This is a genomic window from Streptomyces sp. NPDC041122 (assembly GCF_055592445.1).
In genome coordinates, this window is sequence record NZ_JBVIYQ010000009.1 from 338,876 (window position 1) to 365,321 (window position 26,446).

A 26,446-nucleotide genomic window follows, 5' to 3' on the forward strand; every position below is an offset into this window, starting at 1 on the left:
GCTCGGGGGCTCATACTGCAAACATGACGAGGCCCCCCGGCTCGCGCCGCCACCTGCCGAACAGTCCCTTCAACGTGCCCGCCCCGCCCGCCCCACCCGTGGAGCACTTCGAGGTGGGTGACCGGGTCTCCCATGACCAGTACGGCCTCGGGAGGATCGTGGGCGTCGAAGGAGAGGACGCTGTGGTCATCGACTTCGCGGGCCGTCAGGGACGGTTCCTGAGCCCGTACCCGAAGCTGGCCAAGCTCTGATCGTTCCGGCAGAGCTCTGATCACGGATGAGGGGCGGTGGACCGCACACGCGGTCCACCGCCCCTCACTCATGTCCGCACCGGCGGTCCCGGCCCCGCTACAGGGCCTGCGCCGCCGGCTTCACCATGCCGCGCACCGTGCGGGACTTCACGAAGTCACCCATCGCGGTCATCTCCCACTCGCCGGAGAACTGCTTGATGAGCTTCGCCATCATGACGCCCGTCTGCGCCTCGGCGTTGGTCAGGTCGAAGCGGACCAGCTCCTCGCCGGAGGCCGCGTCGATCAGGCGGCAGTAGGCCTTCGCGACCTCCGTGAACTTCTGGCCGGAGAACGAGTTCACCGTGAAGACCAGGCCCGTGACGTCCTGCGGGATCCGGCCGAGGTCGACGACGATCACCTCGTCGTCACCGCCGCCCTCACCCGTGAGGTTGTCGCCGGAGTGCTTGATCGCGCCGTTCACGATCGACAGCTTGCCGAAGTAGCAGCTGTCGACGTGGTTGCGCTGCGGGCCGTACGCGATGACGGAGGCGTCCAGGTCGATGTCCTTGCCGCGGAACGCGGGCTCCCAGCCGAGGCCCATCTTGACCTGGGAGAGCAGCGGACGGCCGCCCTTGACCAGGGACACCGTCTGGTTCTTCTGGAGGCTGACGCGGCCCTTGTCCAGGTTGATCTTCCCGGCGCCGGGCGCGGGCGCGGCGGGGGCCGGCGGGGCGGCCGGGGCGGGGGCCGCGAGGCGCGGGTCGGCGGCCGGCGGGGGCGGGCCCTGCACGGGCTGCCCGGTGGGCGGCGCCATGGGGGCGGCGGCGGGCGGGGCCGGGGCCGGGGCGGGCTCCTCCACCGAGACGCCGAAGTCCGTCGCGATGCCCGCGAGGCCGTTCGCGTATCCCTGGCCGACCGCGCGGGCCTTCCACGCGCCGTTGCGCAGATAGATCTCGACGATCACGAGGGCCGTCTCGGCGCCGAGCTGCGGCGGGGTGAAGGTGGCGAGGACCGAGCCGTCGTCGGCGTCGCGGATGGTGGCGGTGGGCTCGATGCCCTGGAAGGTCTGGCCCGCCGCGTCCGGGCTCGCGGTGACGACGATCTTCTCGATGCCGGGCGGCACGGCGGCCGTGTCGACGGTGACCTTGTCGGGCGTCGTGCCACCGCCCGACTGGTAGGTCACACCTGGCCCCGAGGGCTGGTTGAAGAAGATGAAGTCGTCGTCGGAGCGCACCTTGCCGTCGGCGGTGAGCAGCAGGCCCGATACGTCGAGCCGCACCGGAGCGGCGACGTCCACCGCCACGCGGGCGGCGGTCAGCGGGATGTTCGAGCCAGGGGTCATAGCTGTCATGCCAGGGGTAACGAACGATCCCGCTTTACCGTTCCCTTACCCGCCCAAGGTTTTTCCCGGCCGCCGCGGGCGCTCAGGACCGGATCACGGCACGACCACGATCTTCCGCCCCACCCCGGCGGCGAACCGCTCCAGCGCCTTCGGGTACTCGTCCAGCGGCAGCCGGTCGCTGATGAACACATCGGGGTCGAGCACCCCGCCCGCGAACAGCTCCGCCGCCCGCTCGTAGCTGTGCAGGACCGCCATCGAACCGGTGATGGTGATCTCCTGGTTGTAGATCCGGTACGGGTCGATGCTCACGCGCGTGGCGTAGTCGGCGACGCCGAACTGCAGGAACGTGCCCGCCTTCGCGACCCGTTCGAGGCCGTCCTGGATCGCGGCCGCGTTCCCGGTCGCGTCGACGACGACGTCCCAGCCCTGCGGACGGTCCAGTTCGTCCGGGTTCGCCGCCGAACCGGAGACCCCGAGCCGCCGCGCCGTGGCGAGCCGGTCCGCGTTCAGGTCCACCACGTCCACGCTGGCCGCCCCGGTGCGCTTGGCGAGCTCCAGCATCATCAGGCCCATCGTCCCGGAGCCGTAGATCAGCACGTGCGCGCCGAGCCGGGTGCGCAGCACGTCGTAGCCGCGCACCGCGCACGACAGCGGCTCGATCAGGGCGGCGTCCTGGGTGCGTACGTGGTCGGGCAGGCGTACGCAGTTGGCGGCGGGCGCGACCGCGTACTGGGCGGCGCCGCCCGCGGTGGTCACGCCGATCGCGGCCCACCGCTCGCAGAGGTTGCCCCGCCCGTCCCGGCAGTAGCGGCACTCGTGGCAGTGCAGGGAGGGGTCCACGGCCACCCGGTCGCCCACGGCGAGCTCCCGCACGTCGCGGCCGAGCGCGACGACCTCCCCGGCGAACTCGTGCCCGGGCACGACCGGCAGGGTGGGCGCGAACTCGCCCTGGAGGATGTGCAGATCGGTCCCGCACAGCCCGCACGCGGCGACCTCGACGACGACCTCGCGGGGGCCCGGCTCGGGGTCGGGCAGCTCCCCGACGACGGCCTTGCCGACGGACTCGATGATGGCGGCCTTCACTTGACGGCTCCCAACGACAGGCCCTGGACCAGCTTGTCCTGGGCGGCGAACCCCGCGGCGAGCACCGGCAGGGAGATCACGAGCGACGCGGCGCACACCTTCGCCAGGAACAGGCCCTGGCTGGTGATGAAGCCGGTCAGGAAGACGGGCGCGGTCTGGGCGACGACGCCCGTGAGCACCCGCGCGAAGAGCAGTTCGTTCCAGCTGAAGATGAAGCAGATCAGCGAGGTGGCGGCGATCCCGGGCAGCGCGATGGGCGCCACCACACGCGTGAGGATGGTCGGCAGCCGCGCCCCGTCGATCTGCGCGGCCTCGATGACGGGCCGCGGCACCTCGGCGAGGAAGGACTGCATCATCCACACCGCGATCGGCAGGTTCATCGAGGTGTAGAGCATGACGAGCAGCCAGATGTTGTCCAGCAGACCGGTGTTCTTCGCGAACAGGTAGATCGGCAGGAGGCCGGCCACGACCGGCAGCATCTTCGTGGAGAGGAAGAAGAAGAGCACGTCCGTCCACTTCTTCACGGGCTTGATGGACAGCGCGTACGCGGCCGGGAGCGCGAGGACCAGCACGCACAGCGTCGAGACGACGGACGCCACCGCCGAGTTGACGAGCGAGGGCCAGGGGCTCGCGCCGCCGCCCGCCCCGAAGAAGTCGCGGTAGCCGTCCAGGGTGAGGGAGGCGGCGAGCGAGGGCGGGTTGGTCGCGGCGTCCTCCTCGGAGTGCAGGGACGTCAGCGCCATCCAGGCGATGGGCAGGAAGAACAGGATCCCGGCGAGCCAGGCGAGCAGTCCGAGCGCGGAGCCGCGCGCGCGGGGACGGCCCTCTCGGCGAGGGCTCTTCACGGGTACGGCCATCAGCGGGACGCCTCCTCACGGAACAGGGACGAGACGACCCGCAGCGCGAAGGTCGCGATGACGAGCGAGCCGATCACGACGAGGACGCCCGCCGCGGAGGCCAGGCCGTTCTCGTGGGCCTGGTAGAAGCTCTGGTAGACGGTGTAGGGCAGGTTGGCGGTGCCGAGGCCGCCCGAGGTGAGGGTGAAGACGGCGTCGAAGTTCTGCACGATGTAGATCGACCCGAGGAGCGCCCCCAGTTCGAGGTAGCGGCGCAGATGGGGCAGGGTCAGATGGCGGAAGACCTGCCAGTTGCTCGCGCCGTCCATGCGGGCCGCCTCGATCAGTTCGGGGTCGCGGCTCTGCAGCCCGGCGAGCAGGATCAGCATCATGAAGGGCGTCCACTGCCACACCAGGGACGCCTCGACGGCGAGCAGCGGGGTGTGGGAGATCCAGTCCGGCTGGGCCGCGGAGTCGCCGCCCACCCAGTGCAGGAGCCCGTTGAAGAGCCCGTACTCGGGGTTGTAGAGCACGTGCTTCCACAGCAGCGCCGCCGCCACCGGGACCAGCAGGAAGGGCGCGATGAGCAGGGTGCGCACCAGTCCCCGGCCGCGGAAGCGCCGGTTCAGGAGCAGGGCGAGGCCGAGCCCCGCGACCAGGCTGGCGAGCACCACGGTGGCCGTCAGGACGATCGTGGTCAGCACGGACTTGCGCAGGTCGGGGTCGGTGAGGACCTCGGTGTAGTTGGCGAACCCGGTGAAGTTGCGGGCGTCCGGATAGAGGGCGTTCCAGTCGAAGAAGGAGATCACCAGGGTGGCCACGAACGGCAGTTGGGTCACGGCGATCATGAAGATGAGGGCGGGCAGCAACGGCGCCCTGGTCGCCCAGGCGCGCAGCCGCCGCGGTGGGCCCGGTGTCTGCGCGGTCTTCGCGTCGGGCACGCGCGCGTGCCCGGCCGTGGTGGTGCTCGCGGTGGCGCTCATCGTCCCTCGTACTCCTCGGAGATCTTCTCGGCGAGCTCCTGCGACTTCTTCAGGGCCGAACCGACGGACTGCCGTCCGGCGATGGCCGCGCTGATCTCCTGGGAGACCTTGGTGCCGAGGTCGGTGAACTCGGGGATGCCGACGAACTGGATGCCGGGCGCGGGCCGGGGCTGCACGCCCGGGTCGCGAGGCCTCGCCCCTTCGATGGCGGCGCGGGTGACGTCCTGGAAGGCCGCGGCCTCCTTGCGGTACGCGGGGTTCGCGTAGGTCGAGGCGCGCTTGCCGGCGGGGACGTTGGACCAGCCGGTCTTCTCGCCGACCAGGTTCTCGTACTCCTTGCCGGACGCCCAGGAGATGAACTTCCAGGCCTTGTCCGGGTTGTGTGAGGCCTTCTGCATGCCCCAGGCCCAGGTGTAGAGCCAGCCGGAGCTCCTCGTCCGCGCCACGGGGGCGGCGACGTAGCCGATCTTGCCCTTGACCGGGGACTTGGCGGACTCCAGCGAGCCCGCGGCGGCCGTCGCGTCGTACCACATGGCCGTCTTGCCCTGGGTGAGGTTGTTGAGGCACTCGGCATAGCCGGACTGCGCGGCACCGGACTCGCCGTGCTCGCGGACGAGGTCCACGTAGAAGCGGGTCGCCTTCTCGAACTCGGGGGAGTCCAGGCGGGCCTTCCAGTCCTTGTCGAACCAGGTGCCCCCGAAGGTGTTCACGACGGTCGTCAGCGGCGCCATCACCTCGCCCCAGCCGGGCAGGCCGCGCAGACAGATGCCCTTCATGCCCGGCCGTTCGCCGTCGACGCGCGCGGCGAGCTTCGCCACCTGCTGCCAGGTGGGGTGTTCGGGCATGGTCAGGCCGGCCTTCGCGAAGACGTCCTTGCGGTACATCAGGAAGGACGACTCCCCGTAGAAGGGCTGTCCGTAGAGCTTCCCGTCGTCGCCGGTGAGGGACTGGCGCATGGGCGCCAGGACGTCCTTCTCGTCGTACGCGCGGTCCTTGCGGGCGTACGGACCGAGCTCGTGCAGCCAGCCGTTGCGTGCGTAGATCGGTATCTCGTAGTTGCTGAGCGTCGCGATGTCGTACTGGCCCGCCTGGTTGGCGAAGTCCTGGCTGATCTTGTCGCGGACGTCGTTCTCCGGCAGGACGGTGAAGTTCACCTTGATGCCGGTCTCCTTGGTGAAGTGGGCGGCGGTGAGCTTCTGCAACTCGACCATCTGCGGGTTGTTCACCATGAGGACGTTGAGGGAGTCGCCGCCCGAACCGGCGCCGCCGGCACCGGTCCAGCAGCCGGCGAGCAGCGGGGTGAGCAGCGCCCCTGCGGCGGCCGCAGCGAGTGCGCGCGGCCTCCGTCGGCTCGGGGTTCGCATGGAATCGCTCCTGAACATAGAGGGGTGAGAGGGGCGAAGGGGGTGCCTCGGGGCGTGCGGGAGCCCGGGAGGACCGCAGGGGGAGCGGGGGAAAAGGAAAGAAACGGAAAGAACCGGAAAGAAAAGGAGAGAAAGGAGGGGCGGGGGGGGGAGGTGGTCAGGTGCGGATGACCTGGGGGCCCAGGAGCGAGTAGCGGTGCGCCTCGGACGCGGGCAGGCGGCTGCTCGTGACGATCGCGTCCAGGTCGCCGATCCCGGCGAACCGGCAGAAGCTCGTCGCCCCGAACTTGGTGTGCACGCCCAGGAAGACCGTCCGCCGCGACGCCCTGATGGCCTGCGCCTTCACCTCGCTGACCGCGGGGTCGGGGGTGGTCAGGCCGTACTCGCGGGAGATGCCGTTGGCGCCGATGTACGCCAGGTCGATGACGAACCCGGCCAGCATGCGGGTCGTCCAGTGGTCGACGGTGGCGAGCGTGCCGGGCCGCACCCGGCCGCCGAGCAGCAGCACGGTGACGTTCTCCGCCTCGGCGAGGGTGCCCGCGGTGGCCAGTGAGGCGGTGACGACGGTCAGCGGGCGGCCCGCCGCGGCCGCGGGCAGGGCCTCGGCGATCAGCTGCGGGGTGAACCCCTCGTCGACGAAGACCGTCTCGGCGTCGCCGAGCAGATCCGCGGCGGCGGCCGCGATCCGCCGCTTCTCGGGGACGTGCATGGTGGTGCGGAAGGCGAGGGTGGTCTCGAAGCCCGCGCTCTCCACGGGGTAGGCGCCGCCGTGGGTGCGGCGGACCAGGCCGTGGTCCTCCAGGGCCCGCAGGTCGCGGCGGACGGTCTCCTTCGCGACCCCGAGCTCCCCGGCGAGCGCCGTCACGTCGACGGAGCCGGAGTGGCGGGCCGCGTTGACGATCCGCCGCTGACGTTCTTCCGCGGTCATCGGCGCCACCCTCTTCCCTTGGTGTTGCGTGCGGTGCCCGTTCGGGCCCTGTGGGGAAGTTCTACAGCGTGCGGCGCGGGGAGGACCAGGCTCGTCGCGGGCACGATGCTGCCCGTTTGTGCCCGCTTGGCGGGGCGGCTGCCTGTGCGGCGGGCCGCGGGCGTGCCCGTTTCAGAGGCGCGGGCCGCCCGTTCGGCGCCCGCATCGGTTCAGTGCGGCCACACCGGCGGGTTCGTGCAGAAGTGGCCGCCCAGATGCGCGTGGTCCGGATCGGCCGGGTCCAGTTCGCCCTGCTCGGCGACGAGCTTCGCCGCGAAGCGCTCGGAGTCGTCCCGCGGCGCGTAGCCGAGCGCCCGCGCGGAGGAGAGGTCCCACCACAGGCGGGTGTTGGCGGACGAGCCGTAGACGACCGTGTGCCCCACGTCCGGGGCGGTGAGCGCCGCGTGGAAGAGCCGCGCGCCGTCCTCGGGGCTCATCCAGACCGACAGCATCCGTACGTTCGAGGGCTCGGGGAAACACGATCCGATGCGCACGGAGACGGTCTCGATGCCGTGCTTATCCCAGTAGAACTGCGCGAGGTCCTCGCCGAAGGACTTCGAGAGGCCGTAGAAGGTGTCGGGGCGGCGCGGGGTGCCGACCGGGATCAGCGGGTCGTCGCCCCGCGGGCGCGGGGTGAACCCCACCGCGTGGTTGGAGGAGGCGAAGACGATCCGCCGCACGCCCTCCTCGCGGGCCGCCTCGTAGAGGTTGTACGTGCCCTCGATGTTGGCCTTGAGGATCTTGTCGAAGGTGGACTCCAGGGAGATGCCCGCCAGATGCAGGACCGCGTCGACCCCGCGCACGGCCGCGCGCAGCGCGGCGCGGTCGGCGAGGTCGGCGGTGATCGCCGCCGGTTCGTCCGGGACGGGGCGCACGTCGAACAGGCGCAGGTCGTGGCCGTGCGGCGGCAGGAGCCCGCGCATCAGGGTGCCGAGGCCGCCGGCGGCGCCGGTGAGCAGGACGGTGCGGGGAGCGGGCATGACGGGTCTCCTCGGGCGGCCGGGCGGCGTACGCATGGACGTACGGGATTCATATCCATGGACAAATTAGGGATCTCCGTCGTCGTGCGTCAAGGTGCGCGCGCGGGGTGTGGAGGAGGTGAATCCGTTCGCCGACGGGGAGTTCGGCCGCTTGACCCCGCACGTGAGGGCGCCTTAGCGTGGTCGCGTTCAGGGATATGGACATGAATCAGAAACATGCACGTACGCCTAGGGAGAGCCCGTGACCCCAGCCCCCCTCGCTTCCCGACTCCGGCTCCCCAGTGGGCCGTTGTTCTTCCCGGTCACCGCGTACGGGCCGGACGGCGCTCTCGACCTGGACACCTTCCGCACCCATGTGCGCGCCGGCGTCGACGCGGGCGCGGCGGCCGTCTTCGCCTGCTGCGGCACGGGTGAGTTCCACGCGCTGGCGCCCGAGGAGTTCCAGGAGTGCGTTGCCGCGGCCGTCGCGGAGACGGCGGGCCGGGTGCCGGTGGTCGCGGGCACCGGATACGGCACCGCGCTCGCCGTGCGGTACGCGCGCCTGGCCGAGGAGGCCGGCGCCGACGGACTGCTCGCCATGCCGCCCTACCTCGTCGTCGCCGAACAGGAGGGGCTGATCCGGCACTACACCGAACTCGCCGCCGCCACCTCCCTGGACGTCATCGTCTACCAGCGCGACAACGCCGTCCTCACCCCGGAGGCCGTCGTCGAACTCGCCCGCGCGGACGGCATCATCGGCTTCAAGGACGGCCTCGGCGACATGGACCTGATGCAGCGCACGGTGAGCGCCGTGCGCACCGAAGTGCCGGGCGACTTCCTGTACTTCAACGGCCTGCCGACCGCCGAACTGACCGGCCCGGCCTACCGCGGCATCGGCGTGACCCTCTACTCCTCGGCCGTCTTCTGCTTCGCCCCCGACATCGCCCTCGCCTTCCACCGCGCCTTCAACGCCGGTACGCCGGAGGGTGACGCCACCGTGAACCGCCTCGTCGACGGCTTCTACCGGCCCTTCGTGGAGCTCCGCGCCCTCGGCCGCGGCTATGCGGTGTCCCTGGTCAAGGCGGGGGTGCGGCTCGGCGGCCTGGACGTCGGTCCGGTACGCCCGCCGCTGCACGAACCCGCCGACGAACACGTCAAGCGGCTCGCGGAACTCGTCGAGCGGGGGCGGGAGTTGCTGCGCGAGGGCGACCGGGGGCCCGAGGGGGCGCAGGGGGCCTGGGTCACCGGCGGTGCGGGGGAGGGCGCGTGAAGGCCGCCGCGTTCCTCTACCCGTGGGACGTCGTCGGCGACCCCGACGCCCCGGCCCGCCTCGCCGGCCTCGGCATCCGGCAGGCCACCCTCGCCTCCGCCTACCACTCCACGCGCGCGCTGACCCCGCGCCATCCGCGCCACCGCGTCGTCACCGCCGCGCACACCGCCGTCCTCTATCCGCCCGGCGACCGCTGGCGGGGGCGTGAGCCACGGCCCCGCGCCGCCGGGGCGTGGGCGCCGGGCGACGCCTACGGAGAGGCGGCGCGGGCGCTCGCCGACGCCGGGATCGAGGTGCACAGCTGGGTCGTCCTCGCCCACGATTCCCGTATGGGCGAGGAGCACCCGGAGACCTCCGTGGTCAACGCCTACGGCGACCGCTACCCCTGGGCCCCCTGCATCGCCCGGCCCGCCACACGCGCGTACCTCGTCGACCTCGCCGCGGAGGCCGCCGTGCGCGCCGGCACGCACGGCACCGAACTGGAGTCCTGCGGCTGGTACGGGCTCGCCCACCTGCACGCCCACGACAAGATCGGCGGCGTCCCGCTCGGCGAGGCTGGGCAGTACCTGATGTCGCTCTGCTTCTGCGCCGCCTGCGGGCAGGGGTACGCGGAGCGGGGCCTCGACCCCGACGAACTGGCCGTCGTCGTCCGCGCCGCCCTGGAGCCGCTGTGGCGCGGGGCGGGCGAGGGCGAGGACGAAGGGTGGGCGGCCGTCGAGAAGCTGCTGGGGCCGGAGCGGGCGGCGGCCACGCGCGCGTGGCGCGAGGAGAGCGCCCGTACCCTTCAGGAGACCGCCGTCGCCGCGGTCCGCGCGGCCGCCGCCGCTGAGGGCAAGGCCTTCCAAGTGCTGCTCCACGCCGACCCGGTGCCGTACCACTGCGGGGCCAACGCGGGCGTCGACCCGGCGCACATCCTCACGGTGGCCGACGGGGTGGTCGTGCCCTGCACGGGTGATCCGCGGCTCCTGACGCCCTTCGCCGGGCAGGGCGGGGACGGGGCGGTCCTGGCCGCCAACCTCACGGTGGTGAGCGGTATGGGCGGCAGCCCCGGCACGCTCGCGGCCGACGCGGCGCGCGCCGCGGAGCTCGGCGCCACCGAACTGCGGCTCTACCACGCGGGACTGGCGTCCGACGGCGACCTCGCCCTGGTCAAGGACGCCCTGTCGCGCACGGAGTGATCGCCGATACGATCCGCGGGACCGCAAGGACCACTCCTGCGACAAAGGGCCACTCCTGCGACAAAGGAGCACTCCCGCAGCAGGGGACAGAGGGGGACAGGGTGCGCAACAACGGAATATCCGCGCTGGTCTGCGCCGGACTGATGGCGGGCGCGGCGGTGCTCGGCGGTGCGGCACCGGCCGCCGCGCAACCCGCTCCGGCTCGGCATCAGTCCGGCGGAGCCGCAGCCGACATCCGGGAGCGGCTGGAGCGCATACCCGGCATGACGGTCGTCTCCGTCGCCGACAAGGAGGGCCACCCCTTCTACACGCTCACCTACCGGCAGCCCGTCGACCACCACAGGCCGCACGGCGCCACCTTCACGCAGCGCGCCACCCTCTGGCACAAGGCCACGGACAAGCCGACCGTCCTCTACACCGGCGGGTACACCCTCGCCGGCGGCACCACCTCCCTCACCAAGCTGATCGACGCCAACCAAGTGAGCGTCGAGCACCGGTACTTCGCCGAGTCCCGGCCCGCGGGCGCGGCGGGCGACGACTGGTCCAAGATGACGGTCCGGCAGGAGGCCGACGACGAGCACCGCCTCACCCGCGCCCTGCGCTCCGTCGAGCGGGGCAAGTGGCTCGGCACCGGCGCCAGCAAGGGCGGCATGACGGCGACGTACCACGAGCGGTTCCACCCCGGGGACCTCGACGCCGTCGTCGCGTTCGTCGCGCCCGACGACGCGGACAACCGGGACGACAGCGGCTACGAGCGCTTCTTCCGGACGGTCGGCACCAAGGAGTGCCGGGACGGGCTGAACGCCGTGCAGCGCGAGATGCTCGTACGGCGCGACACCCTGCTGCCCACCTTCGAGGCGGAGGCGAAGGCCGCGGGCCACACCTTCGAGGAGACCCTCGGCACCACGGACCGCGCCTACGAGTTCGCGGTCCTCGACCAGGTGTGGAACTTCTGGCAGAGCGGCACCGCGGCCGACTGCGCCACGGTGCCCGACGCGAAGAAGGCGACGGACGAGGACCTGTACTCCTGGTCGAAGGAGCACGGCTTCAGCGTCTACCACGACGAGGAGCTCGGCACCAACGGCACCGGCCCCTACTACCGGCAGGCGGCCACTCAACTCGGCTGGGCCGAACTGAAGTTCGAGCACCTCGCGGACGTCCGGCACTACCCGCACATCTACCGGCCCAACTCGGTGCTGCCCGCCGCCATGCGCGGCGCGTACGACAACCGGACGATCGCCGGCGTCGACCGCTGGGTGAAGACCCGCGGCACGCGCATGATGTTCGTCTACGGCGAGAACGACCCGTGGAGCGCGGAGAAGTTCACCCCGAGCCGCCACGACTCGTACCGCTACGTGGTCCCGGGCGCCAACCACGGCGCCTCGATCGCCGGACTCCCGGAGGCCGACCGCACGAAGGCGGTCGCGACCATCAAGCGCTGGGCAGGCGTGCAGTAGCCCGGGTACGGGACCTCAGCAGGGGCGCGGCCGTCAGGAGCCGTGCCCCGGCGAGGAGCGGCAGCAGCAGCCGGTGGTCGACGTTCTCCACCAGGACGGCGCCCGCCGCGATGCCGACCGCGGTCGGCGCGAACATCACGGTGTTGGCGGTAGCCGCCGCCCGGCCGACGAGGGCGTCCGGCGTCTCCCGCTGCACCGCCGTCAGGCCCGCGATGAGGACACACGGCAGCCCCACGCCGTTCACGAAGCTGCCCAGGAGGACCAGGGCGTCGTACGGCAGCGTGTTCAGGACCAGGGCGACAGCGGTCAGCGCGATGCCCGCGCCACCGAAGCGGCGCGCCCCCAGACGCCGCATCAGGGCCCCCGACGCCACGCCCACCGCCACGGATCCGGCGCCCTGCGCGACGTACAGCACCCCCGTGTACGCGGGGGCGCGGCCGAGCCCCTCGACGATCGCGAAGACCGTCGCGCCGCTCACCCCCGAGCCCAGCATCGTCAGGCCGCCCGCCAGGACCAGGGGGCGCAGCCGCTCGTGCCTCCACAGATACCGGGCGCCCTCCGCGGTCCGGGCCCACAGCGGCGTGCGGTCCGGTGCCGGCGCGCTCTCGCGGACCCGCAGCAGCGCGTACATCCCTGCGGCGAGCACGAACGTCACCGCGTCCAGGAGGGCCACCCGGGCGCCGCCGTACGCGGCGAACAGGCCCGCGCCGGCGAGCGGTGCCACCAGCTTCATGCCCTCGTTCGCGGACATCCGCAGGCCGTTGAAGTCGCCGAGCACCCGCTTGTCGACGGCGACCGCGACCAGCGCGGCCTCCGCCGCGTCCGAGATCACCCCGCAGGCCCCGTACACCAGCAGGACGGCGAAGAGGATCCACAGCCGTCCCGCGGTGTCGACGGTGAACAGGGACAGCAGCAGGGCCCCGAGCGCGAGGTTCACGGCCACGAGGAGCGGCCTGCGCCGGGTGCGGTCGGCGAGCGTGCCGAGCAGCGGGCCGACGAGGGTGGGCATCCACAGGGCGAACTGGCACAGCGCGGCGAGCCCGTCGGAGCCGGTCAGCTCCTTCACCCAGATCCCGGAGGCCAGCCACAGCGCGGAGGACCCGAACCCCGAGACCACCGTCGCCCCCAGGTACAGCCCGGCGTTGCGGTCCCGCAGGACGCGCCCGATGGTTGATGTCATGCCTGGTGATGCTGGTCCGTAAGGCCCCGGAGGCGATATCGGGCGTCCTCCCTAAGGTGCGGCGATGAGTTCACGGCGCGCGGCCGGTCTACAGGGGAGGGATACCGAGACGGCCCCCTTATGGCCCGGTCGCCGCGGGGCTTGCCTGCCGCGGGGCTGCCTGCCGCGGGGCCCGGCGCCTTGTGGCTCGATGACTCAGGAGCTTTCCATGACCGACACCGGCAGGGACAACGGCAACGGCAACGCAGCGGGCGGGGGTGGGGACGGGGGCGGCGGTTCGGGCCGTGTCCCCTTCGACCTCCGCCCGCAGGCCCGCCTCGTGGCGCGGGTCGCCGAGCGCATCACGGACGAGCAGCTCGCGGCGCCCACGCCCTGCCCCGACTACGCGGTCCGGCACCTCCTCGGCCATGTGCTGGGCCTGGCCGGGGCCTTCCGGGAGGCCGCGGGCAAGGAGTTCGGGCCGACCCTCGACCAGGCACCCGGCAGCGTGCTGCCCGAGGCCGGCCCCGGCTGGCGCGCCGAACTGCCCAAGGCGCTGGACGCGATGGCCGAGGCATGGCGCGACCCGGCGGCCTGGCAGGGCATGACCCGCGCGGGCGGCATCGACCTGCCCGGCGAGGTCGCGGGCCTCGTCGCCCTCGACGAACTGGTGGTGCACGGCTGGGACCTGGCGCGGGCCACGGGCCAGGAGTACGCGCCGGACGAGGCGAGCCTCGCGGGGGCCCGGGCCCTGCTGGCGCCGGCGGCCGAGGCACAGGCGGGCGACGGCGGGGAGTCCGGCGACGGGGGAGGACTGTTCGGCACGCCTGTACGGGTGCCGGAGCACGCGCCCCTGCTCGACCGGGTGATCGGTTTGAGCGGGCGGAACCCGGGGTGGCGGCCCGGGAGTTGAGGCGCCGGGCCGTTCTGTAGAGGGGGTCGGCGACCTGTCCTGACGACGGGCTCGGCACCTCCTCCACCGGACGAACAACCACGCTCCACCGGACGAACGATCCACGTCCCGCCCAGGTATGGATCAGGTAAAGGGTCACCCCGCGCTCTCCCCACATCCGGGTCGATGCGCGTAGACAGTCCTTGACCTGCCCGAACCCTGATGCGGAGACGCAACACATGCGCAAGTCCCTACGCGTGGCCGGCCTGGCCACCGCCTGTACCGTCGCCGGCGCCGCCCTCTACGCCACCGGTGCCGCGAGCGCGGACCAGGCCGAGGCGCGCCCCACCAAGGAGCCGCACAACATAGGCCTCCTCGTCGGCGAGATCGACGCCTACTACGGTGCCACCAAGGGCGCCGACGGCGTGTGGACGTCCTCGCCGCACAGCCCGTACGCCAAGGACCTGGCCCGCATCCAGGCCAAGGCGAAGAAGGACATCAAGAAGGCCGCGCACCACCCCCGGCGCGGCAGGAAGCCGGCGATCGTCCTCGACGTCGACGACACCGCGCTGCTCAGCTTCGACTACGAGAAGTCGACCAACTACACGTACAACAACGACAGTTGGAACGCCTACGTCAACGAGGCCAAGCGCCCCGCGGTCTTCGGCATGCCCGACCTCGTCCGGTACGCCCAGCGCAAGGGCGTCGAGGTCTTCTTCCTCACCGGCCTCGCCGAGCCGCTGCGCCAGGGCGCCGTCACCAACCTCGCCCGCGCGGGCTACGCCACCGCGCTCGACCGCACGCACGTCTTCACCAAGGACAAGGCCAACCCGCCCGCCTACCTGAAGAACTGCGCGACGCCCGCGGCGTGGAACTGCACCACCGTCCAGTTCAAGGAGGGCACCCGCAAGTACATCGAGTCGACCGGGTACGACATCGTCGGCAGCTTCGGCGACCAGACCTCCGATCTCGCGGGCGGCTACGCCGACAAGACGTACAAGCTCCCGAACCCCACGTACTACGTGGGCTGACGCGGGCTGATCCGGCACCGCGAGGTAGATTGCATTCCTGACTAGGTCGTCATACGGTCTAGGTAGCTCAGACGCTCAGGGGTCGCGCGGCGACGCGTCGGCGGCGGGAACACCGCCGTCCCACGACGTGCCGCGCGGCCCCTTCGGGAAGGGGGATCCCATGACCATCTCGCCGGACTTCTCGGTGGCATCGACCACCGTCACCGCCGTGCTCGCCGCCCATCTGCTGCTCGGCGAGCCGTGGGCCGGCCGCCGGATGTACGGCTCGCTGGCCCGCCGCAGGGACACCGAACCCCGCGCGCTCGTCCGCTACTTCGGCCTCGTCCTCGCCCTCTGGTGGACACTGGCCGCGCTCGCCGTGGCGGCCCTGCTGCTCTCACCCGGCATCGCCGCCGCCGATCTCGGCCTCACCGTGCCCGACCGGCCCGGCTACGCCGTCGCCGGAATCCTCGTCTTCACCGCGATCGCCGTGGCCTCCGGACGGAACTTCCGCGCCCTGGCCCGGCGCGGCAAGAACGTGCCGGGACTCGCCGCCATCGAGGCGATGCTGCCGCGCACCGCCGAGGAGCGCCGGCTCGCCGTCGCCGTCGCCGTGACCGACGGACTCTGCGCCGAACTGCTCTACCGCGGCCTCCTCATCGCCTTCGGTGTCGGTGTGCTCGGCCTCGGCCTCTCCGCGGCGGCGGTCCTCTCGGTCTTCGTGTACGCCGTCGCCGGGCTCTACCAGGGCCGCCAGGGCGTCCTCGCCTTCGCCCTGTTCGGCGCGGTCTTCGCCGGCCTCTACCTCGCCACCGGCAGCCTGCTGCTCCCGGCCGCCGCGCACGTCGCCCTCTCCGTGCGCGACCTGACGCTGCCCGCGCCCGAGAAGCTGTCCACCACGCCCGACGGGCCGCGCGCCGCCCCCGCCGGACCGCGTGCCACGCCCGCCGTCTGAAAGGCAGACCGACGTGACCGACCGCCGCGCCAGTTGGTTCAAGGGCGTCCTCGACCTGCTCGTGCTCGCCGCCCTCACCGACGGCGAGAGCTACGGATACGAGATCGCCAAGGTGCTGGACGCCGCCGGCTTCGGCCAGATCAAGGGCGGCACGCTCTACCCCGTGCTCAACCGCCTGGAGGAGGCGGGCCTGGTCTCCGCGGAGTTCCGCGCGACCGAGAAGGGGCCGGGCCGCCGCTACTACCGGCTCACCGACGCCGGCCACGAGACCCTCGGCGAACAGGGCGGCCTGTGGCTCGCCTTCGACGGATCCGTACGCGAAGTCCTCGCGAAGGCGGGAGTGACCCCACGATGAACACGACGGACCCCATGAACGCGGGAAACACAGGAAGCACGGGAAACGCGCGGTACGAGCGCGACGGCTACCTCGTCCGCCTCGCCGAGCGGCTGCGCGACCACGGCCTGCCCGCGGACCACGTCGCGGCGACGGTCGCCGACCTCGCCGCGCACCTGGACGAGTGCGGCACCGAGGACGCCGAGGCCGAGTTCGGCCCCGTCGACGCGTTCGCCCGGCAGCTCGCCCCCGGCGCGGGCGGCGCCCCCGAGACTCCGCCCGGACAGGTGGAGGTCTGGCGCTGGACCGCCGACACCTACGTCGACGAGGAGCTCCTGAACCGCTTCGGCGACGAGGGCTGGGAGGTCGAGCGCGTCGATGCCCTCGGCCGCTTCGTCAGCCACCGGGACGCCGCGCGGGCGCAGCGCTGGGAGTACCGCAGGGAGCTGGTCACGCGCGGCCACGACGGCATCGCCGAGCGGCTCGCGCCCGACGGCTGGGAGCCGTGCGGGACCTGGGTGGTCTACGCGTGGTTCAAGCGGCCGAGGGCGGCGAGCCTCGGGCCCGCGGCCCGGGTGGAGTCACCGCCGCCGGTGCCGGAGCGCTCCCGTTTCCTCAGCCGGAAGTTCTACGGTCTGCTGGCCGCCCTCGCGGTCCTGCTGGTCGGGGCGGCCGTCGCGGTGGCGGTGGACGACGGCGAGGCGAGCTCGGGTCTCGGGCTGGTGGCGGGGGCGCTCGCCGGAGCGCTGGCGGGCGCCGGGGCGATGGTGGCCGTGGCGGCGGCCCTGCGGACATGGCGGAGGCGCCGCCCCACCTGACCCGCGAACGCGGGGGGCGGGACGACGCCTCACGGGGTGACGGACGGCCGGGGCGAGGGGCCTCGCGCCGGCGGCGCCGGGGCTCAGCCCTTCAGCGCCGCCCGCATCATCGCCTTGGCGATCGGCGCCGCGAGGCCGTTGCCGCTGACCTCGTCGCGCGCCGCGCTGGAGGACTCGATCATCACCGCGACCGCCACCTCCTTGCCGTCGCCGCCCTTGGCGTACGACGCGAACCAGGCGTACGGCGTCTTGCTGTTGTTCTCGCCGTGCTGCGCCGTGCCCGTCTTGCCGCCGACCGTGGCGCCGGGGATCTTCGCGTTGGAACCGGTGCCCTTGTCGACGACCGTCCGCATCGCGGACTGCAGCCCCTCGGCGGTGGACTCGTCCATCACGCGCTGGGAGTCGGCGTCGTCGTACTTCTCCAGGACGTTGCCGGCGGAGTCGCTGATCTGCGCGACCATGTGCGGCTTGGCGAGCTCGCCGCCGTTGGCGATGGCCGCCGACACCATGGACATCTGCAGCGGCGTCGCCGTCACGTCGAACTGGCCGATGCCGCTGAGCGCCGTCTGCGCCTTGTCCATGCCGGAGGGGTAGACGCTCCGGCCCGCGCGCACCGGCACGTCCAGCTTGTCGGCGTTGAAGCCCAGCTTCTCCGCCATCGACTTGACCTTGTCCTGGCCCAGGTCGACGGCCATCTTCGCGAAGACGTTGTTGCACGAGTACTGGAGCGCCGTGCGGATGTCGGCGTTCTCGCAGGGGGCCGACCGGTTCTCGTTGTGGAGGACCTGCCGGGTGCCGGGCAGCGTGTACGGGTTCGGGCTGTCCGTCCTCGTGTCCACCGAGTCGTACAGGCCGTCCTCCAGGGCAGCTGCCGCGACGACCAGCTTGAAGGTCGATCCGGGCGGCAGCGGCTGGCGCATGGCGCGGTTGACCATCGGCTTCTCCTTGTCGGTGGTCAGCTCCTTCCACACCTTGGAGTCCGTGGAGCCACTGATCCTGGAGGGGTCGTACGAAGGCGTCGACACCATGCCGAGGATCTTGCCGGTCTTCGGGTCCATGGCGACCGCCGCGCCCTTGGTGTCGCCCAGCGCCTTGTACCCGGCCTTCTGCACCGCCGGGTCGATCGTCGTCACGACGTCACCGGGGTCGGCACGCTTGTCGGTGAGTGTGTCGAGGGGGTTCTTCAGCCGGTTGTCGGTGCCGTCGAGCAGGTCCTTGTAGATGCCTTCGAGCTGGGTGGCGCCGAAGATCTGGGAGCTGTAGCCCGTGACGGGGGAGTAGAGGTCGCCGTCCTTGTAGGTGCGTTTGTACGCGAGGTCTCCGCCCTTCGTCCGCTCGGAGCCGGTGATGGCCTCACCGCCCACGATGATGTCGCCCAGCGGGTGCGCGTACTGCTCGATCGCGTTGCGCCGGTTGTGCTTGTCGTCCGCGAGCGCCGTCGAGTCGTGGAACTGCACCCATGTCGCCCGTATCAGCAGAGCGAGCACGAGCAGCAGCGCGAAGACCGAGGCGCGCCTGATCGTCTTGTTCATCCCGTGGGAGGACGAGCGGCCGAGCGGGTTTCGTTCCCATCTGATCCGATTGTGGGCGTTTTCTCAGGAAGTCCTCATCCGGGACGCGGCGTGCCGTGGCCCGCCCGCGGGGCTCAGCGGGACTTCAGGAAAGCGGCCTCGTAGGCGGCGATCACCGCCTGGGTGCGGTCCCGTGCGCCCGTCTTGGCGAGGACGGCCGCCACATGCGTCTTCACCGTCGCCGGGCCGACGTCCATCCGGCCGGCGATCTCCGCGTTGGTCAGCCCCGCCGCCATCAGCCGCAGGACCTCGCTCTCCCGGCCGGTGAGCCGCGCCACCCAGGCCGGCGGTTCCGCCGCGGCCGAGCCGTGCCGGGTGGCCAGCGCCCGGACCGCCGCGGGGAAGAGGAGCGAGTCGCTGCGCGCGACCAGCCGGACCGCCTGGACGAGCTCGTCGGCCTCCGCCCGCTTGAGCAGGAAACCGGCGGCCCCGACGCGCAGCGCCTCGTACACGTACGCGTCGTTCTCGAAGGTCGTCACGACGACGACGCGCGGTGGCCCGGGCACCGTCCGCAGGATCTGCTCGGTGGCGCGGATGCCGTCGACCTCGGGCATGCGGACGTCCATCAGGACCACGTCGGGCCGCAGCTCCCGTACGACGGAGACCGCCTCCGCGCCCGTCGCCGCCTCGCCCACCACCTCGGTGCCCGGCTCGGCGGCGAGGATCGCGCGCAGGGCGGTGCGCACCATGCGCTCGTCGTCGGCGAGCACCACCCGCACCTCGTTCACCGTCATGCCTGTCCCTTCAGCGGAAGTCGTACGTGCAGTCGCCAGGTGCCCGCCACCGGGCCCGCCTCGCACCCGCCGCCGAGCAGCCGGGCCCGGTCCGCGACGCCGCGCAGACCGTGGCCGCCGCCGGGGCGGCGGGCGGCGGGACCCGGTGGCAGCGGGTTCTCGGCCGTGACGGTCAGGTCCGCTCCGTCCAGGGCGACGCACAGGGTGACCGGGGCGTCGGCGCCACCGTGCCGCAGCGCGTTGCTCAGGGCCTCCTGGACGATGCGGTAGGCCTCGCGGGAGACCAGCGGGGGCAGGGCGGCGGGGTCCGCGCCGACGGTGGCGGACACCCGCAGGCCCGCCGCCCCGGTCCGGCGCAGGAGACCGTCCAGGTCGGCGGCGAGGGTGGGGGCCGGCGCGGTCGGGCCGCTGCCGCCGGTCTCCCGCAGCACACCGAGCACCGCGTCGAGTTCGCCGACCGTGCGGCGGGTGGTCTCCTCGATGGCGGCCAGCGCCTCACGGACGAACTCCGGGTCGTGGTCGAGGACCCGGCGGGCCGCGCTCGCCTGGAGCGTCACGGCGCTCAGCGCGTGGCCGACGGAGTCGTGCAGCTCGCGCGCGAGGCGGTTGCGTACGGCGAGGTCGGCCGCGCGCCGCTCGGCGGCGGCGAGCCGGTCGGCGGGCGTCGGCCCGAGCAGGCCGGGCGCCCAGCGCGCGAGCAGCCCGCCCGCCGTGGCCGCGCACGCCGCGAGCGCCACCAGCGAGGCGACCCCGATGACCGGGGTGAGCGCCACCATCCAGGGCTCGCCGAACACCTCGGGCATGCCGATCCGGCTCTCCCCGAACAGGGCGAAGAACGGCAGCGCGATCAGGACGCCCGCGAACGGCGGCAGCGCCAGCGACATGCCGCTGATCACTCCGCCGAACCCGAGGTGCAGCGTGTACCAGGCGGCGGTGCGCCCGCGCGCGGCCCGGGACCGCGCGGGCCCCTCGGCGAGGGAGTCCTCATCCACCGCGCACAACGCCCGCACGGCGGCCACCGACATCGGCCGGGTCAGCGGGAACAGCGCGGTGACCGCGGCGAGCGGCAGCCCCACCGCGAACGCGCCGAGCTGGGCGCCGAACGACCCGAAGACGCCGCTGTCGCCGAAGAGCGGTCCGACGATCACCGAGCCGACGAAGACGTACGGCATGGCGAGGGCGCCGCCGAGGACGAGGTGGATCCACCGGCGGCGCGCCCGGCGCCCGAACAGAGCGGTGGCGAGCGGCCTCACGCGGTGGGCCCCGCACGCTCCTGGAGGAACCGCACGCCGAGAGCCGCCACGACCGTCCCGGTGATCATGTGCACACCGTAGGTCAGGTCCATCGGGCCCGTGGCCGCCCGGCGGCGTCGGCGAGGGCGACGACGGTCCGCGGCACGCTGCCGCGCCGGTCCGGGACGGGCGTGGGAGGGACGGCGGGCGGGGCGGGGGCCGGCCGGTGGACGGTGTCTGCGTCATGCCTCCACGCTCCCGCCGGGGCGGTCGCGGCACCTCCTGCGCCGTGCCGATCCGCCTCCGCCGCGCGGGGGAGGCTCAGCCGCCGTCCAGGACGAGGACCACCTCGTCGGTCTCCGCCCCGCGCGCCGCGGCGAAGCCCCGGTCGGTGCCGAAGAGCCGGAAGCCGCACTTCTCCAGGACCCGGATCGAGCCCGTGTTGTCCGCCGCCGCGCGGCCGTACAGCGGACGGTCGGGGATCAGGTCGAGGAGGCCCCGCAGCGCCGCCGTGGCGAGCCCGCGGCCCCAGTACGCACGGTCGATCCAGTACGTCACCTCGCGCTCGCCCGGCTCCCCGTACACCCCGGCGCTGCCCACCACGTCGCCGTCGGCCAGGACGGTGCGGATGGCGGTGTCCGGGTCCGAGCGGATCTTCGCCCAGTGCGCGTCGAAGCGGTCGCGGTCGGCCCGGTCCTCGGGGGTGAAGGCGGCCATGTGCCGGGACTCGGGATCGCTCATCTGCCGGAAGAACACCGGCAGATCGCTGTCGTGCACCGTGCGCAGGCTCACATCCATGCGTCAGATCCTACGAGTTGCCAGGGTCAGCCGGTCGCGGGCGTCGAACAGGGCGTCCTTCACCGTCTGTTCGTGGGCGGGGGTGAGCCGCGCCACCGGCACCGAGCAGCTGATCGCGTCGCGCGCGGGGGTGCGGTAGGGGAGGGCGACGCCGAAGCAGCGCAGGCCGAGCGTGTTCTCCTCGCGGTCCACCGCGAAGCCCCGCTCGCGCACCGTGTGCAGCTCCTCGATGAGCTTCTCGCGGTCGGTGATGGTGTGCTCGGTGAGCGCGGGCAGCGTCTCCGGCAGCAGCTTGCGGACCTGCTCGTCGGTGTGGGTGGCGAGCAGCGCCTTGCCGAGCGAGGTGGAGTGCGCGGGCAGCCGGCGGCCGACCCGGGTGAAGGGCCGCAGGTAGTGCTGCGACTGGCGGGTGGCGAGGTAGACGACGTTCGTGCCGTCGAGGCGCGCGAGGTGGATGGTCTCCGTGGTGTCGTCGGAGAGCCGGTCGAGGGTCGGCCGGGCGGCGGCCACGACCTCGTCGCCGTCGATGTACGAGGTGCCGACGAGCAGGGCGCGCACGCCGATGCCGTACCGCGTGCCGGTCGCGTCCGTCTCCACCCAGCCGAGCTCGACCAGGGTGCGCAGCAGCATGTAGAGGCTCGACTTGGGGTAGCCGACGGCCTCCTGGACCGCGGCCAGCGCGTGCATCCCGGGACGGCCCGCGAAGTACTCGAGCAATTCCACCGTCCGCACCGCGGACTTGACCTGCGCACCGCCTCCGGTCTCGCCAGCCGACATCGCCCTTGACCCCTTTGAACGCCGAGAAATAGTCTCCCAGTCCCCGCACATTCACCGACGGAGACGGCGTTCAGCATATCGAACGGCCCTGGTGAGTGGCATACCTCCGGCAAGACCCCCCGCATTACCCCGGCTAGACCCCTCATACCTCTGTAGGCAGTACCTCTGGAAAGGGAATCCGCGGTGGCAGCAGCACCAGTCTGGAGTGTCGACCCCCGAACCGGGAAGCAGCGCGAGCAGGTTGCGGTGGAAGCCACGGCCGAAGAGGTCGACGAGGCGGTACGCGCCGCCCGGGACGCCGCGCCCGCCCTCGCCGACCGCGCGGTGCGCGCCGCGTTCCTGCGCACCGCCGCGGACCTCCTCGAAGCGGCCAAGGACCACCTCGTGGAGGCCGCCGACGCGGAGACCGCGCTCGGACCCGTCCGGCTCACCGGTGAACTCGCCCGCACCTGCTACCAGTTGCGCTCCTTCGCGGACATCGTCGACGAGGGCGCCCTCCTCGGCGTGGTCATCGACCACCCCGACGACTCGGCGACCCCGCCCGTCCCCGACCTGCGCCGCTACAAGATCCCGCTCGGCGTGGTCGCGGTCTACGCCGCCTCCAACTTCCCCTTCGCCTTCTCCGTGCCGGGCGGCGACACCGCGAGCGCCCTCGCCGCGGGCTGCCCCGTCGTCGTCAAGGCCCACCCCGACCACCCGGGCACCTCCGAGCTGGTCGCCTCCGTGCTGCGCAGGGCGGCCCAGCGGCACGGCGTCCCCGAGGGCGTCGTCGGCCTGGTGCACGGTTTCGACGCGGGCGTCGAGCTGGTCGAGCACCCGCTGGTCGCCGGCGCCGGCTTCACCGGCTCCATCCGCGGCGGGCGCGCCCTCTTCGACGCGGCCGCCGCCCGGCCCGTGCCGATCCCCTTCCACGGTGAGCTCGGCTCCCTCAACCCCGTCGTCGTCACCGAGGCCGCGGCCGCCGAACGCGGCGAGCAGATCGGCACCGGCCTCGCCGGCTCGATGACGCTCGGCGTCGGCCAGTTCTGCGTCAAGCCCGGCCTCGTCCTCGCCCCCGAGGGGGCGGGCGGCGACCGGCTCGTGAAGTCCCTGACCGAGGCGGTCAGCAACACCGGGTCCGGGGTGCTCCTCGACCACCGGATGCGGGACAACTTCGTCGCCGGGGTGCGTGAGCGCGCCGCCCTCCCGGACGTGACCGCGCCGGTCACCCCCGGCGCGGGCGGCGAACACACCGTCAGCGCGGGCTTCCTGACCGTCCCGGCCGCCCGCCTCGCCGCCGGGGGCGCGCACGACGTGCTCCTGGAGGAGTGCTTCGGCCCGGTCACCGTCGTCGCGCGGTACGCCGACGACGCGGAGATCACCGCCGTCCTCTCCCGCCTCCCCGGCAACCTCACCGCCACCGTGCAGCTCTCCGCGCAGGAGGCGGCGGGGGAGAGCGGGCGGGGCGCCGAGCTGCTCGCCGAGCTCACCCCGCTCGCCGGGCGTGTCCTCGTCGACGGCTGGCCCACGGGCGTCGCCGTCGCCCCGGCCCAGCACCACGGCGGCCCCTACCCCGCGACCACGTCGACGTCGACGTCCGTGGGCGGCACCGCCGTCGAGCGCTGGCTGCGGCCCGTCGCGTACCAGAACACCCCCGAGGCGCTGCTCCCGCCGGAGCTGCGCGACGCCAACCCGCTGGGTCTGCCGCGCCGCGTCGACGGCCGCCTGGAACACTGAGGCCATGGACCTCACCCTTCCCGAACTGCCCTTCCCGCTGCGTACCTACGGCCCCGACGGCCACTGGTCCCACGAGGACGGTGTGCTCACCGGCTGGGCGGGCCCGCGCCAGGACCGCTTCGTGCCCCCGACGTCCGGGGTGCCGGAGCCGGCCTCCGACGCGCCCCGCCTGCTCGGCGCCCCGGAGGGTGACTTCCAGCTGATCGCCCGCGTCACGGTCGGCTTCGCGGCCGCGTTCGACGCGGGCGTGCTGTACCTGCACGTGGGCGAGCGCGAGTGGGCCAAGCTCTGCCTGGAGCGCTCGCCGGACGAGCCGACGATCTGCACGGTCGTCACCCGCGGCCACTCCGACGACGCCAACGCCTTCGTGGTGGACGGCAGCAGCGCGTGGCTGCGCATCAGCCGTACGGGCTCGGCGTTCGCGTTCCACGCGTCGACGGACGGCGAGCGGTGGACCTTCGTCCGGATCTTCGCCCTCGGCGACGAGGAGACGGCGGGCGCCGCGCTGGTCGGCTTCATGGCCCAGTCGCCGGTGGGCGAGGGCTGCGTGGTGACGTACGACCACATCGAGTTCCGGCCGAACTGGCCCAAGGGGCTGCGGGACGGTTCCTAGACCCCGGGGCGCACCGGGAATGAGGCGCTTTGCCCGTGCGTTGACACCGGGTGCGGAGGCCGCCTCCGCACCCCCCTGACGTACGACCTGAAGAGAGCCACACACATGCGCGTCGAGATCTGGAGCGACATCGCCTGCCCCTGGTGCTACGTGGGCAAGGCCCGCTTCGAGAAGGCGCTCGCCGCCTTCCCGCACCGTGACGGCGTCGAGGTCGTGCACCGCTCCTTCGAGCTGGACCCCGGCCGGGCCAAGGGGGACACCGGGCTCGTGCTGCCGATGCTCATGCGGAAGTACGGGATGAGCGAGGAGCAGGCCCGCGAGGGCGAGCGCAGGCTCGGTGAGAACGCCGCCGCCGAGGGCCTCGACTACCTGACCGAGGGCCGCGACCACGGCAACACCTTCGACATGCACCGCCTGCTGCACCTCGCCAAGGAGCGGGGCAGGCAGGACGAGCTGATCGGGCTGCTCTACCGCGCCAACTTCGCCGAGGAGCGGTCCGTCTTCGCCGACGACACGCGCGTCGTGGAGCTCGCCGTCGAGGCGGGACTCGACGCCGGCGAGGTGCGGGCCGTCCTCGCCGACCCCGACCGGTACGCCGACGACGTCCGCGCCGACGAGCGCGAGGCCGCCGAGCTCGGCGCGAACGGCGTGCCGTTCTTCGTCCTCGACCGCAAGTACGGGATCTCCGGCGCCCAGCCCGCCGAGGTCTTCACCCAGGCGCTGGAGCAGGCGTGGGGCGAGCGCGCGCCCCTCACCACCCTCGCCACCACCGCCGACGGCGACGGCGGCGAGGCGTGCGGTCCCGACGGATGCGCGGTTCCGCGGGGCTGAGCGGCCCTTTAGGTTGATCCCCATGGAGTCCATGGGGATCAACCACCGCGGCACCGCCGACCTCGGCATCGAATTCGCTCCCACCTCGACCTACCTCAACACCGCCGTCTGCGGGCTGCTGCCCCGGCGCGCCGTCGAAGCGGTGCGCACGCTCGTGGCCGAGAACGGCGACGGGCGGCCGGGCGGCGCGGGCGACTTCGAGGTCGTCGACGCGGCCCGGGCCGCCTTCGCCCGGCTCGTCGGCGTGGCGCCGGGGCGCGTCGCCGTCGGCACCTCCGTCGCCGTGCACGCGGGGCTGATCGCCGCCTCGCTGCCCGCGGGCGCCGAAGTCCTCGCGGCCGAGGGGGAGTTCGCCTCCATCGTGAACCCCTTCGTGCTGCGCGGCGACCTCAAGATGCGGTACGCGCCGCTGGAGGAGCTGGCCGCGGCCGTCGCCCCGGCCACCACGCTCGTCTCGCTCTCGGCCGTCCAGTCGGCCGACGGCCGGACCGCCGACCTCGCCGCCGTCCGCGCCGCGGCGGCCGCCCACGGCGCCCGCACCCTGCTCGACGCGACCCAGGCGGTGGGCTGGCTGCCCCTCGACGCGGGCGCCTACGACTACACCCTGACCGGCGCCTTCAAATGGCTCATGTGCCCGCGCGGCACGTCGTTCCTCACCGTCCGCGAAGCGGCGCAGGAGGATCTGCTGCCGCTGCACGGCGGCTGGCTCGCGGCGGCCGACACCTGGCACTCCACCTACGGTCCGCTCACCGAACTCGCCCCGGACGCGCGCCGGTTCGACGAACCCACCGCCTTCCTCGCCTACCACGGCGCCGCCGCGGCGCTCTCGCTCGTCGAGGAGTGCGGGGTGGACGCGATCCACGCGCACGACACAGCGCTCGCCGCCCGTTACCGCGCCGGACTCGCCGGGCTCGGCCACGCGCCGGTGCCGGGCGACGCCCCCATCGTCTCGGTGCCCGGGCTCGCCGACCGCGCCCCCGAGCTGGCCCGGGCCGGCGTCCTCGTCTCGGCACGCGCGGGACATCTGAGGGCGGCGTTCCACCTGTACAACACGGAGGCGGATGTGGACCGGCTCCTGGATGTCCTCTCCGGCTGAACCCTGGCGCGGCGGGCCGTGAAACGCCACGCTTGCAGCACGGGGTGGTCTGCGCGGCGCGGCCCGTACGAGGTGGCCCGGACGAGGGGCCTCACACGGTGGTCCGCGCGAGGGGGTGGTGCCGGTGGAGCCGTCCTTCGAGGGGCCGCCCTTCGAGCAGCCGGACTCGGCGGGGCCGCGGGCCCGACCCGCCGTACCGTCCGCCGTCGTACCGTCCGCCCCCGTACCGTCCGCCGCCGTC

At 73.0% G+C, this 26,446-nt stretch carries 26 protein-coding genes; 13 read left to right on the forward strand and 13 right to left on the reverse strand.

All coding sequences use genetic code 11. The annotated features are described in order from the left end of the window. Positions 1-23 precede the first annotated feature (23 nt). Positions 24-251, forward strand: a complete 228-nt coding sequence (locus ACZ6B8_RS30575) for a CarD family transcriptional regulator (protein ID WP_055564387.1) — start codon at positions 24-26, stop codon at positions 249-251. Positions 252-348: 97 nt separating this feature from the next. Here ACZ6B8_RS30575 and ACZ6B8_RS30580 read toward each other — a convergent pair whose 3' ends face one another. From ACZ6B8_RS30580 to ACZ6B8_RS30610, 7 genes are all read right to left on the reverse strand, one after another. Further along, the gene (locus ACZ6B8_RS30580; protein WP_471609305.1) at positions 349-1,572 is read right to left on the reverse strand and encodes a TerD family protein; all 1,224 of its coding nucleotides are present in this window, start codon (positions 1,570-1,572) and stop codon (positions 349-351) included. A gap of 93 nt (positions 1,573-1,665) precedes the next feature. Further along, complete coding sequence (locus ACZ6B8_RS30585) at positions 1,666-2,655, reverse strand: zinc-dependent alcohol dehydrogenase family protein (RefSeq protein WP_471609306.1); 990 nt, start codon at positions 2,653-2,655, stop codon at positions 1,666-1,668. Next, positions 2,652-3,512 (reverse strand): carbohydrate ABC transporter permease, encoded by an 861-nt coding sequence (locus tag ACZ6B8_RS30590; RefSeq protein WP_471076060.1) that lies wholly within the window; start codon positions 3,510-3,512, stop codon positions 2,652-2,654. Before ACZ6B8_RS30590 ends, ACZ6B8_RS30585 begins: the two co-directional genes overlap by 4 nt. Continuing rightward, positions 3,512-4,474, reverse strand: coding sequence for a carbohydrate ABC transporter permease (locus tag ACZ6B8_RS30595; protein WP_471609307.1), 963 nt, complete (start codon positions 4,472-4,474; stop codon positions 3,512-3,514). Before ACZ6B8_RS30595 ends, ACZ6B8_RS30590 begins: the two co-directional genes overlap by 1 nt. After that, positions 4,471-5,838, reverse strand: coding sequence for an ABC transporter substrate-binding protein (locus ACZ6B8_RS30600; RefSeq protein WP_471076066.1), 1,368 nt, complete (start codon positions 5,836-5,838; stop codon positions 4,471-4,473). The genes ACZ6B8_RS30595 and ACZ6B8_RS30600 overlap by 4 nt, the downstream gene beginning before the upstream one ends. A 157-nt stretch (positions 5,839-5,995) precedes the next feature. Continuing rightward, a complete protein-coding gene (locus ACZ6B8_RS30605) occupies positions 5,996-6,766 on the reverse strand; it encodes a DeoR/GlpR family DNA-binding transcription regulator (RefSeq protein ID WP_362376825.1) in 771 nt (256 codons plus the stop codon). Positions 6,767-6,975: 209 nt separating this feature from the next. Next, the gene (locus ACZ6B8_RS30610) at positions 6,976-7,785 is read right to left on the reverse strand and encodes an NAD-dependent epimerase/dehydratase family protein (RefSeq protein ID WP_471609308.1); all 810 of its coding nucleotides are present in this window, start codon (positions 7,783-7,785) and stop codon (positions 6,976-6,978) included. Between the two features lie 241 nt (positions 7,786-8,026). Here ACZ6B8_RS30610 and ACZ6B8_RS30615 point away from each other — a divergent pair, with 241 nt between their 5' ends. The 3 genes from ACZ6B8_RS30615 (at position 8,027) to ACZ6B8_RS30625 (ending at position 11,669) form a co-directional block, all read left to right on the forward strand. Next, the gene (locus tag ACZ6B8_RS30615) at positions 8,027-9,034 is read left to right on the forward strand and encodes a 5-dehydro-4-deoxyglucarate dehydratase (protein ID WP_471609309.1); all 1,008 of its coding nucleotides are present in this window, start codon (positions 8,027-8,029) and stop codon (positions 9,032-9,034) included. Next, entirely contained in the window at positions 9,031-10,212 is a 1,182-nt protein-coding gene (locus ACZ6B8_RS30620) for a hypothetical protein (RefSeq protein WP_471609310.1), read from the forward strand. Before ACZ6B8_RS30615 ends, ACZ6B8_RS30620 begins: the two co-directional genes overlap by 4 nt. 101 nt (positions 10,213-10,313) lie before the next feature. Beyond that, positions 10,314-11,669 (forward strand): S28 family serine protease, encoded by a 1,356-nt coding sequence (locus ACZ6B8_RS30625; protein WP_471609311.1) that lies wholly within the window; start codon positions 10,314-10,316, stop codon positions 11,667-11,669. Here ACZ6B8_RS30625 and ACZ6B8_RS30630 read toward each other — a convergent pair. Beyond that, the gene (locus tag ACZ6B8_RS30630; RefSeq protein ID WP_471609312.1) at positions 11,644-12,849 is read right to left on the reverse strand and encodes an MFS transporter; all 1,206 of its coding nucleotides are present in this window, start codon (positions 12,847-12,849) and stop codon (positions 11,644-11,646) included. The two genes, ACZ6B8_RS30625 and ACZ6B8_RS30630, sit on opposite strands and share 26 nt — an antisense overlap. A 208-nt stretch (positions 12,850-13,057) precedes the next feature. Here ACZ6B8_RS30630 and ACZ6B8_RS30635 point away from each other — a divergent pair, with 208 nt between their 5' ends. The 5 genes from ACZ6B8_RS30635 to ACZ6B8_RS30655 all read left to right on the forward strand — a co-directional run bounded on the left by ACZ6B8_RS30635 (position 13,058) and on the right by ACZ6B8_RS30655 (position 16,837). Then, positions 13,058-13,741, forward strand: a complete 684-nt coding sequence (locus ACZ6B8_RS30635; protein WP_471076085.1) for a TIGR03086 family metal-binding protein — start codon at positions 13,058-13,060, stop codon at positions 13,739-13,741. 218 nt (positions 13,742-13,959) lie between these two features. Next, positions 13,960-14,751, forward strand: a complete 792-nt coding sequence (locus ACZ6B8_RS30640) for an HAD family acid phosphatase (protein ID WP_471609313.1) — start codon at positions 13,960-13,962, stop codon at positions 14,749-14,751. Between the two features lie 160 nt (positions 14,752-14,911). Further along, complete coding sequence (locus tag ACZ6B8_RS30645; protein ID WP_471076091.1) at positions 14,912-15,685, forward strand: CPBP family intramembrane glutamic endopeptidase; 774 nt, start codon at positions 14,912-14,914, stop codon at positions 15,683-15,685. A gap of 13 nt (positions 15,686-15,698) precedes the next feature. Next, entirely contained in the window at positions 15,699-16,040 is a 342-nt protein-coding gene (locus ACZ6B8_RS30650; RefSeq protein WP_471076094.1) for a PadR family transcriptional regulator, read from the forward strand. Beyond that, positions 16,037-16,837 (forward strand): hypothetical protein, encoded by an 801-nt coding sequence (locus ACZ6B8_RS30655; protein WP_471609314.1) that lies wholly within the window; start codon positions 16,037-16,039, stop codon positions 16,835-16,837. Before ACZ6B8_RS30650 ends, ACZ6B8_RS30655 begins: the two co-directional genes overlap by 4 nt. An 83-nt stretch (positions 16,838-16,920) precedes the next feature. Here the strand turns inward: ACZ6B8_RS30655 and ACZ6B8_RS30660 are convergent, their stop codons facing one another. From ACZ6B8_RS30660 to ACZ6B8_RS30680, 5 genes are all read right to left on the reverse strand, one after another. Beyond that, a complete protein-coding gene (locus tag ACZ6B8_RS30660) occupies positions 16,921-18,369 on the reverse strand; it encodes a peptidoglycan D,D-transpeptidase FtsI family protein (protein ID WP_471609315.1) in 1,449 nt (482 codons plus the stop codon). 113 nt (positions 18,370-18,482) lie between these two features. Next, positions 18,483-19,142, reverse strand: coding sequence for a response regulator transcription factor (locus tag ACZ6B8_RS30665; protein WP_471609316.1), 660 nt, complete (start codon positions 19,140-19,142; stop codon positions 18,483-18,485). Then, positions 19,139-20,395: a sensor histidine kinase gene (locus ACZ6B8_RS30670; RefSeq protein ID WP_471609317.1), complete on the reverse strand. Its 1,257-nt coding sequence runs from the start codon at positions 20,393-20,395 to the stop codon at positions 19,139-19,141. Before ACZ6B8_RS30670 ends, ACZ6B8_RS30665 begins: the two co-directional genes overlap by 4 nt. Before the next feature lie 300 nt (positions 20,396-20,695). After that, entirely contained in the window at positions 20,696-21,172 is a 477-nt protein-coding gene (locus ACZ6B8_RS30675) for a GNAT family N-acetyltransferase (RefSeq protein ID WP_471076112.1), read from the reverse strand. Positions 21,173-21,175: 3 nt separating this feature from the next. After that, the gene (locus tag ACZ6B8_RS30680; RefSeq protein WP_471076114.1) at positions 21,176-21,949 is read right to left on the reverse strand and encodes an IclR family transcriptional regulator; all 774 of its coding nucleotides are present in this window, start codon (positions 21,947-21,949) and stop codon (positions 21,176-21,178) included. 183 nt (positions 21,950-22,132) lie between these two features. Between ACZ6B8_RS30680 and ACZ6B8_RS30685 the strand changes: the two genes are divergently transcribed. The 4 genes from ACZ6B8_RS30685 to ACZ6B8_RS30700 all read left to right on the forward strand — a co-directional run bounded on the left by ACZ6B8_RS30685 (position 22,133) and on the right by ACZ6B8_RS30700 (position 26,205). Further along, positions 22,133-23,665 carry an aldehyde dehydrogenase (NADP(+)) gene (locus tag ACZ6B8_RS30685; RefSeq protein ID WP_471609318.1) on the forward strand — a complete coding sequence of 511 codons (1,533 nt, stop codon included), beginning with the start codon at positions 22,133-22,135 and terminating at the stop codon, positions 23,663-23,665. Between the two features lie 4 nt (positions 23,666-23,669). Next, positions 23,670-24,278 (forward strand): DUF1349 domain-containing protein, encoded by a 609-nt coding sequence (locus tag ACZ6B8_RS30690; protein WP_471076120.1) that lies wholly within the window; start codon positions 23,670-23,672, stop codon positions 24,276-24,278. Between the two features lie 105 nt (positions 24,279-24,383). Further along, entirely contained in the window at positions 24,384-25,109 is a 726-nt protein-coding gene (locus ACZ6B8_RS30695) for a DsbA family oxidoreductase (protein ID WP_471609319.1), read from the forward strand. A gap of 22 nt (positions 25,110-25,131) precedes the next feature. After that, positions 25,132-26,205, forward strand: coding sequence for an aminotransferase class V-fold PLP-dependent enzyme (locus tag ACZ6B8_RS30700; protein WP_471609320.1), 1,074 nt, complete (start codon positions 25,132-25,134; stop codon positions 26,203-26,205). The last annotated feature ends 241 nt before the right edge of the window (positions 26,206-26,446 follow it).

Coding starts and splice junctions, on each gene's coding strand:
- ACZ6B8_RS30700 (WP_471609320.1), top strand. CDS start 25,132: ATGGAGTCCATGGGGATCAACCACCGCGGCACCGCCGACCTCGGCATC.
- ACZ6B8_RS30630 (WP_471609312.1), bottom strand. CDS start 12,849: ATGACATCAACCATCGGGCGCGTCCTGCGGGACCGCAACGCCGGGCTG.
- ACZ6B8_RS30680 (WP_471076114.1), bottom strand. CDS start 21,949: ATGTCGGCTGGCGAGACCGGAGGCGGTGCGCAGGTCAAGTCCGCGGTG.
- ACZ6B8_RS30645 (WP_471076091.1), top strand. CDS start 14,912: ATGACCATCTCGCCGGACTTCTCGGTGGCATCGACCACCGTCACCGCC.
- ACZ6B8_RS30595 (WP_471609307.1), bottom strand. CDS start 4,474: ATGAGCGCCACCGCGAGCACCACCACGGCCGGGCACGCGCGCGTGCCC.
- ACZ6B8_RS30600 (WP_471076066.1), bottom strand. CDS start 5,838: ATGCGAACCCCGAGCCGACGGAGGCCGCGCGCACTCGCTGCGGCCGCC.
- ACZ6B8_RS30665 (WP_471609316.1), bottom strand. CDS start 19,142: ATGACGGTGAACGAGGTGCGGGTGGTGCTCGCCGACGACGAGCGCATG.
- ACZ6B8_RS30690 (WP_471076120.1), top strand. CDS start 23,670: ATGGACCTCACCCTTCCCGAACTGCCCTTCCCGCTGCGTACCTACGGC.
- ACZ6B8_RS30675 (WP_471076112.1), bottom strand. CDS start 21,172: ATGGATGTGAGCCTGCGCACGGTGCACGACAGCGATCTGCCGGTGTTC.
- ACZ6B8_RS30575 (WP_055564387.1), top strand. CDS start 24: ATGACGAGGCCCCCCGGCTCGCGCCGCCACCTGCCGAACAGTCCCTTC.
- ACZ6B8_RS30610 (WP_471609308.1), bottom strand. CDS start 7,785: ATGCCCGCTCCCCGCACCGTCCTGCTCACCGGCGCCGCCGGCGGCCTC.
- ACZ6B8_RS30695 (WP_471609319.1), top strand. CDS start 24,384: ATGCGCGTCGAGATCTGGAGCGACATCGCCTGCCCCTGGTGCTACGTG.
- ACZ6B8_RS30590 (WP_471076060.1), bottom strand. CDS start 3,512: ATGGCCGTACCCGTGAAGAGCCCTCGCCGAGAGGGCCGTCCCCGCGCG.
- ACZ6B8_RS30640 (WP_471609313.1), top strand. CDS start 13,960: ATGCGCAAGTCCCTACGCGTGGCCGGCCTGGCCACCGCCTGTACCGTC.
- ACZ6B8_RS30605 (WP_362376825.1), bottom strand. CDS start 6,766: ATGACCGCGGAAGAACGTCAGCGGCGGATCGTCAACGCGGCCCGCCAC.
- ACZ6B8_RS30580 (WP_471609305.1), bottom strand. CDS start 1,572: ATGACCCCTGGCTCGAACATCCCGCTGACCGCCGCCCGCGTGGCGGTG.
- ACZ6B8_RS30660 (WP_471609315.1), bottom strand. CDS start 18,369: ATGAACAAGACGATCAGGCGCGCCTCGGTCTTCGCGCTGCTGCTCGTG.
- ACZ6B8_RS30655 (WP_471609314.1), top strand. CDS start 16,037: ATGAACACGACGGACCCCATGAACGCGGGAAACACAGGAAGCACGGGA.
- ACZ6B8_RS30635 (WP_471076085.1), top strand. CDS start 13,058: ATGACCGACACCGGCAGGGACAACGGCAACGGCAACGCAGCGGGCGGG.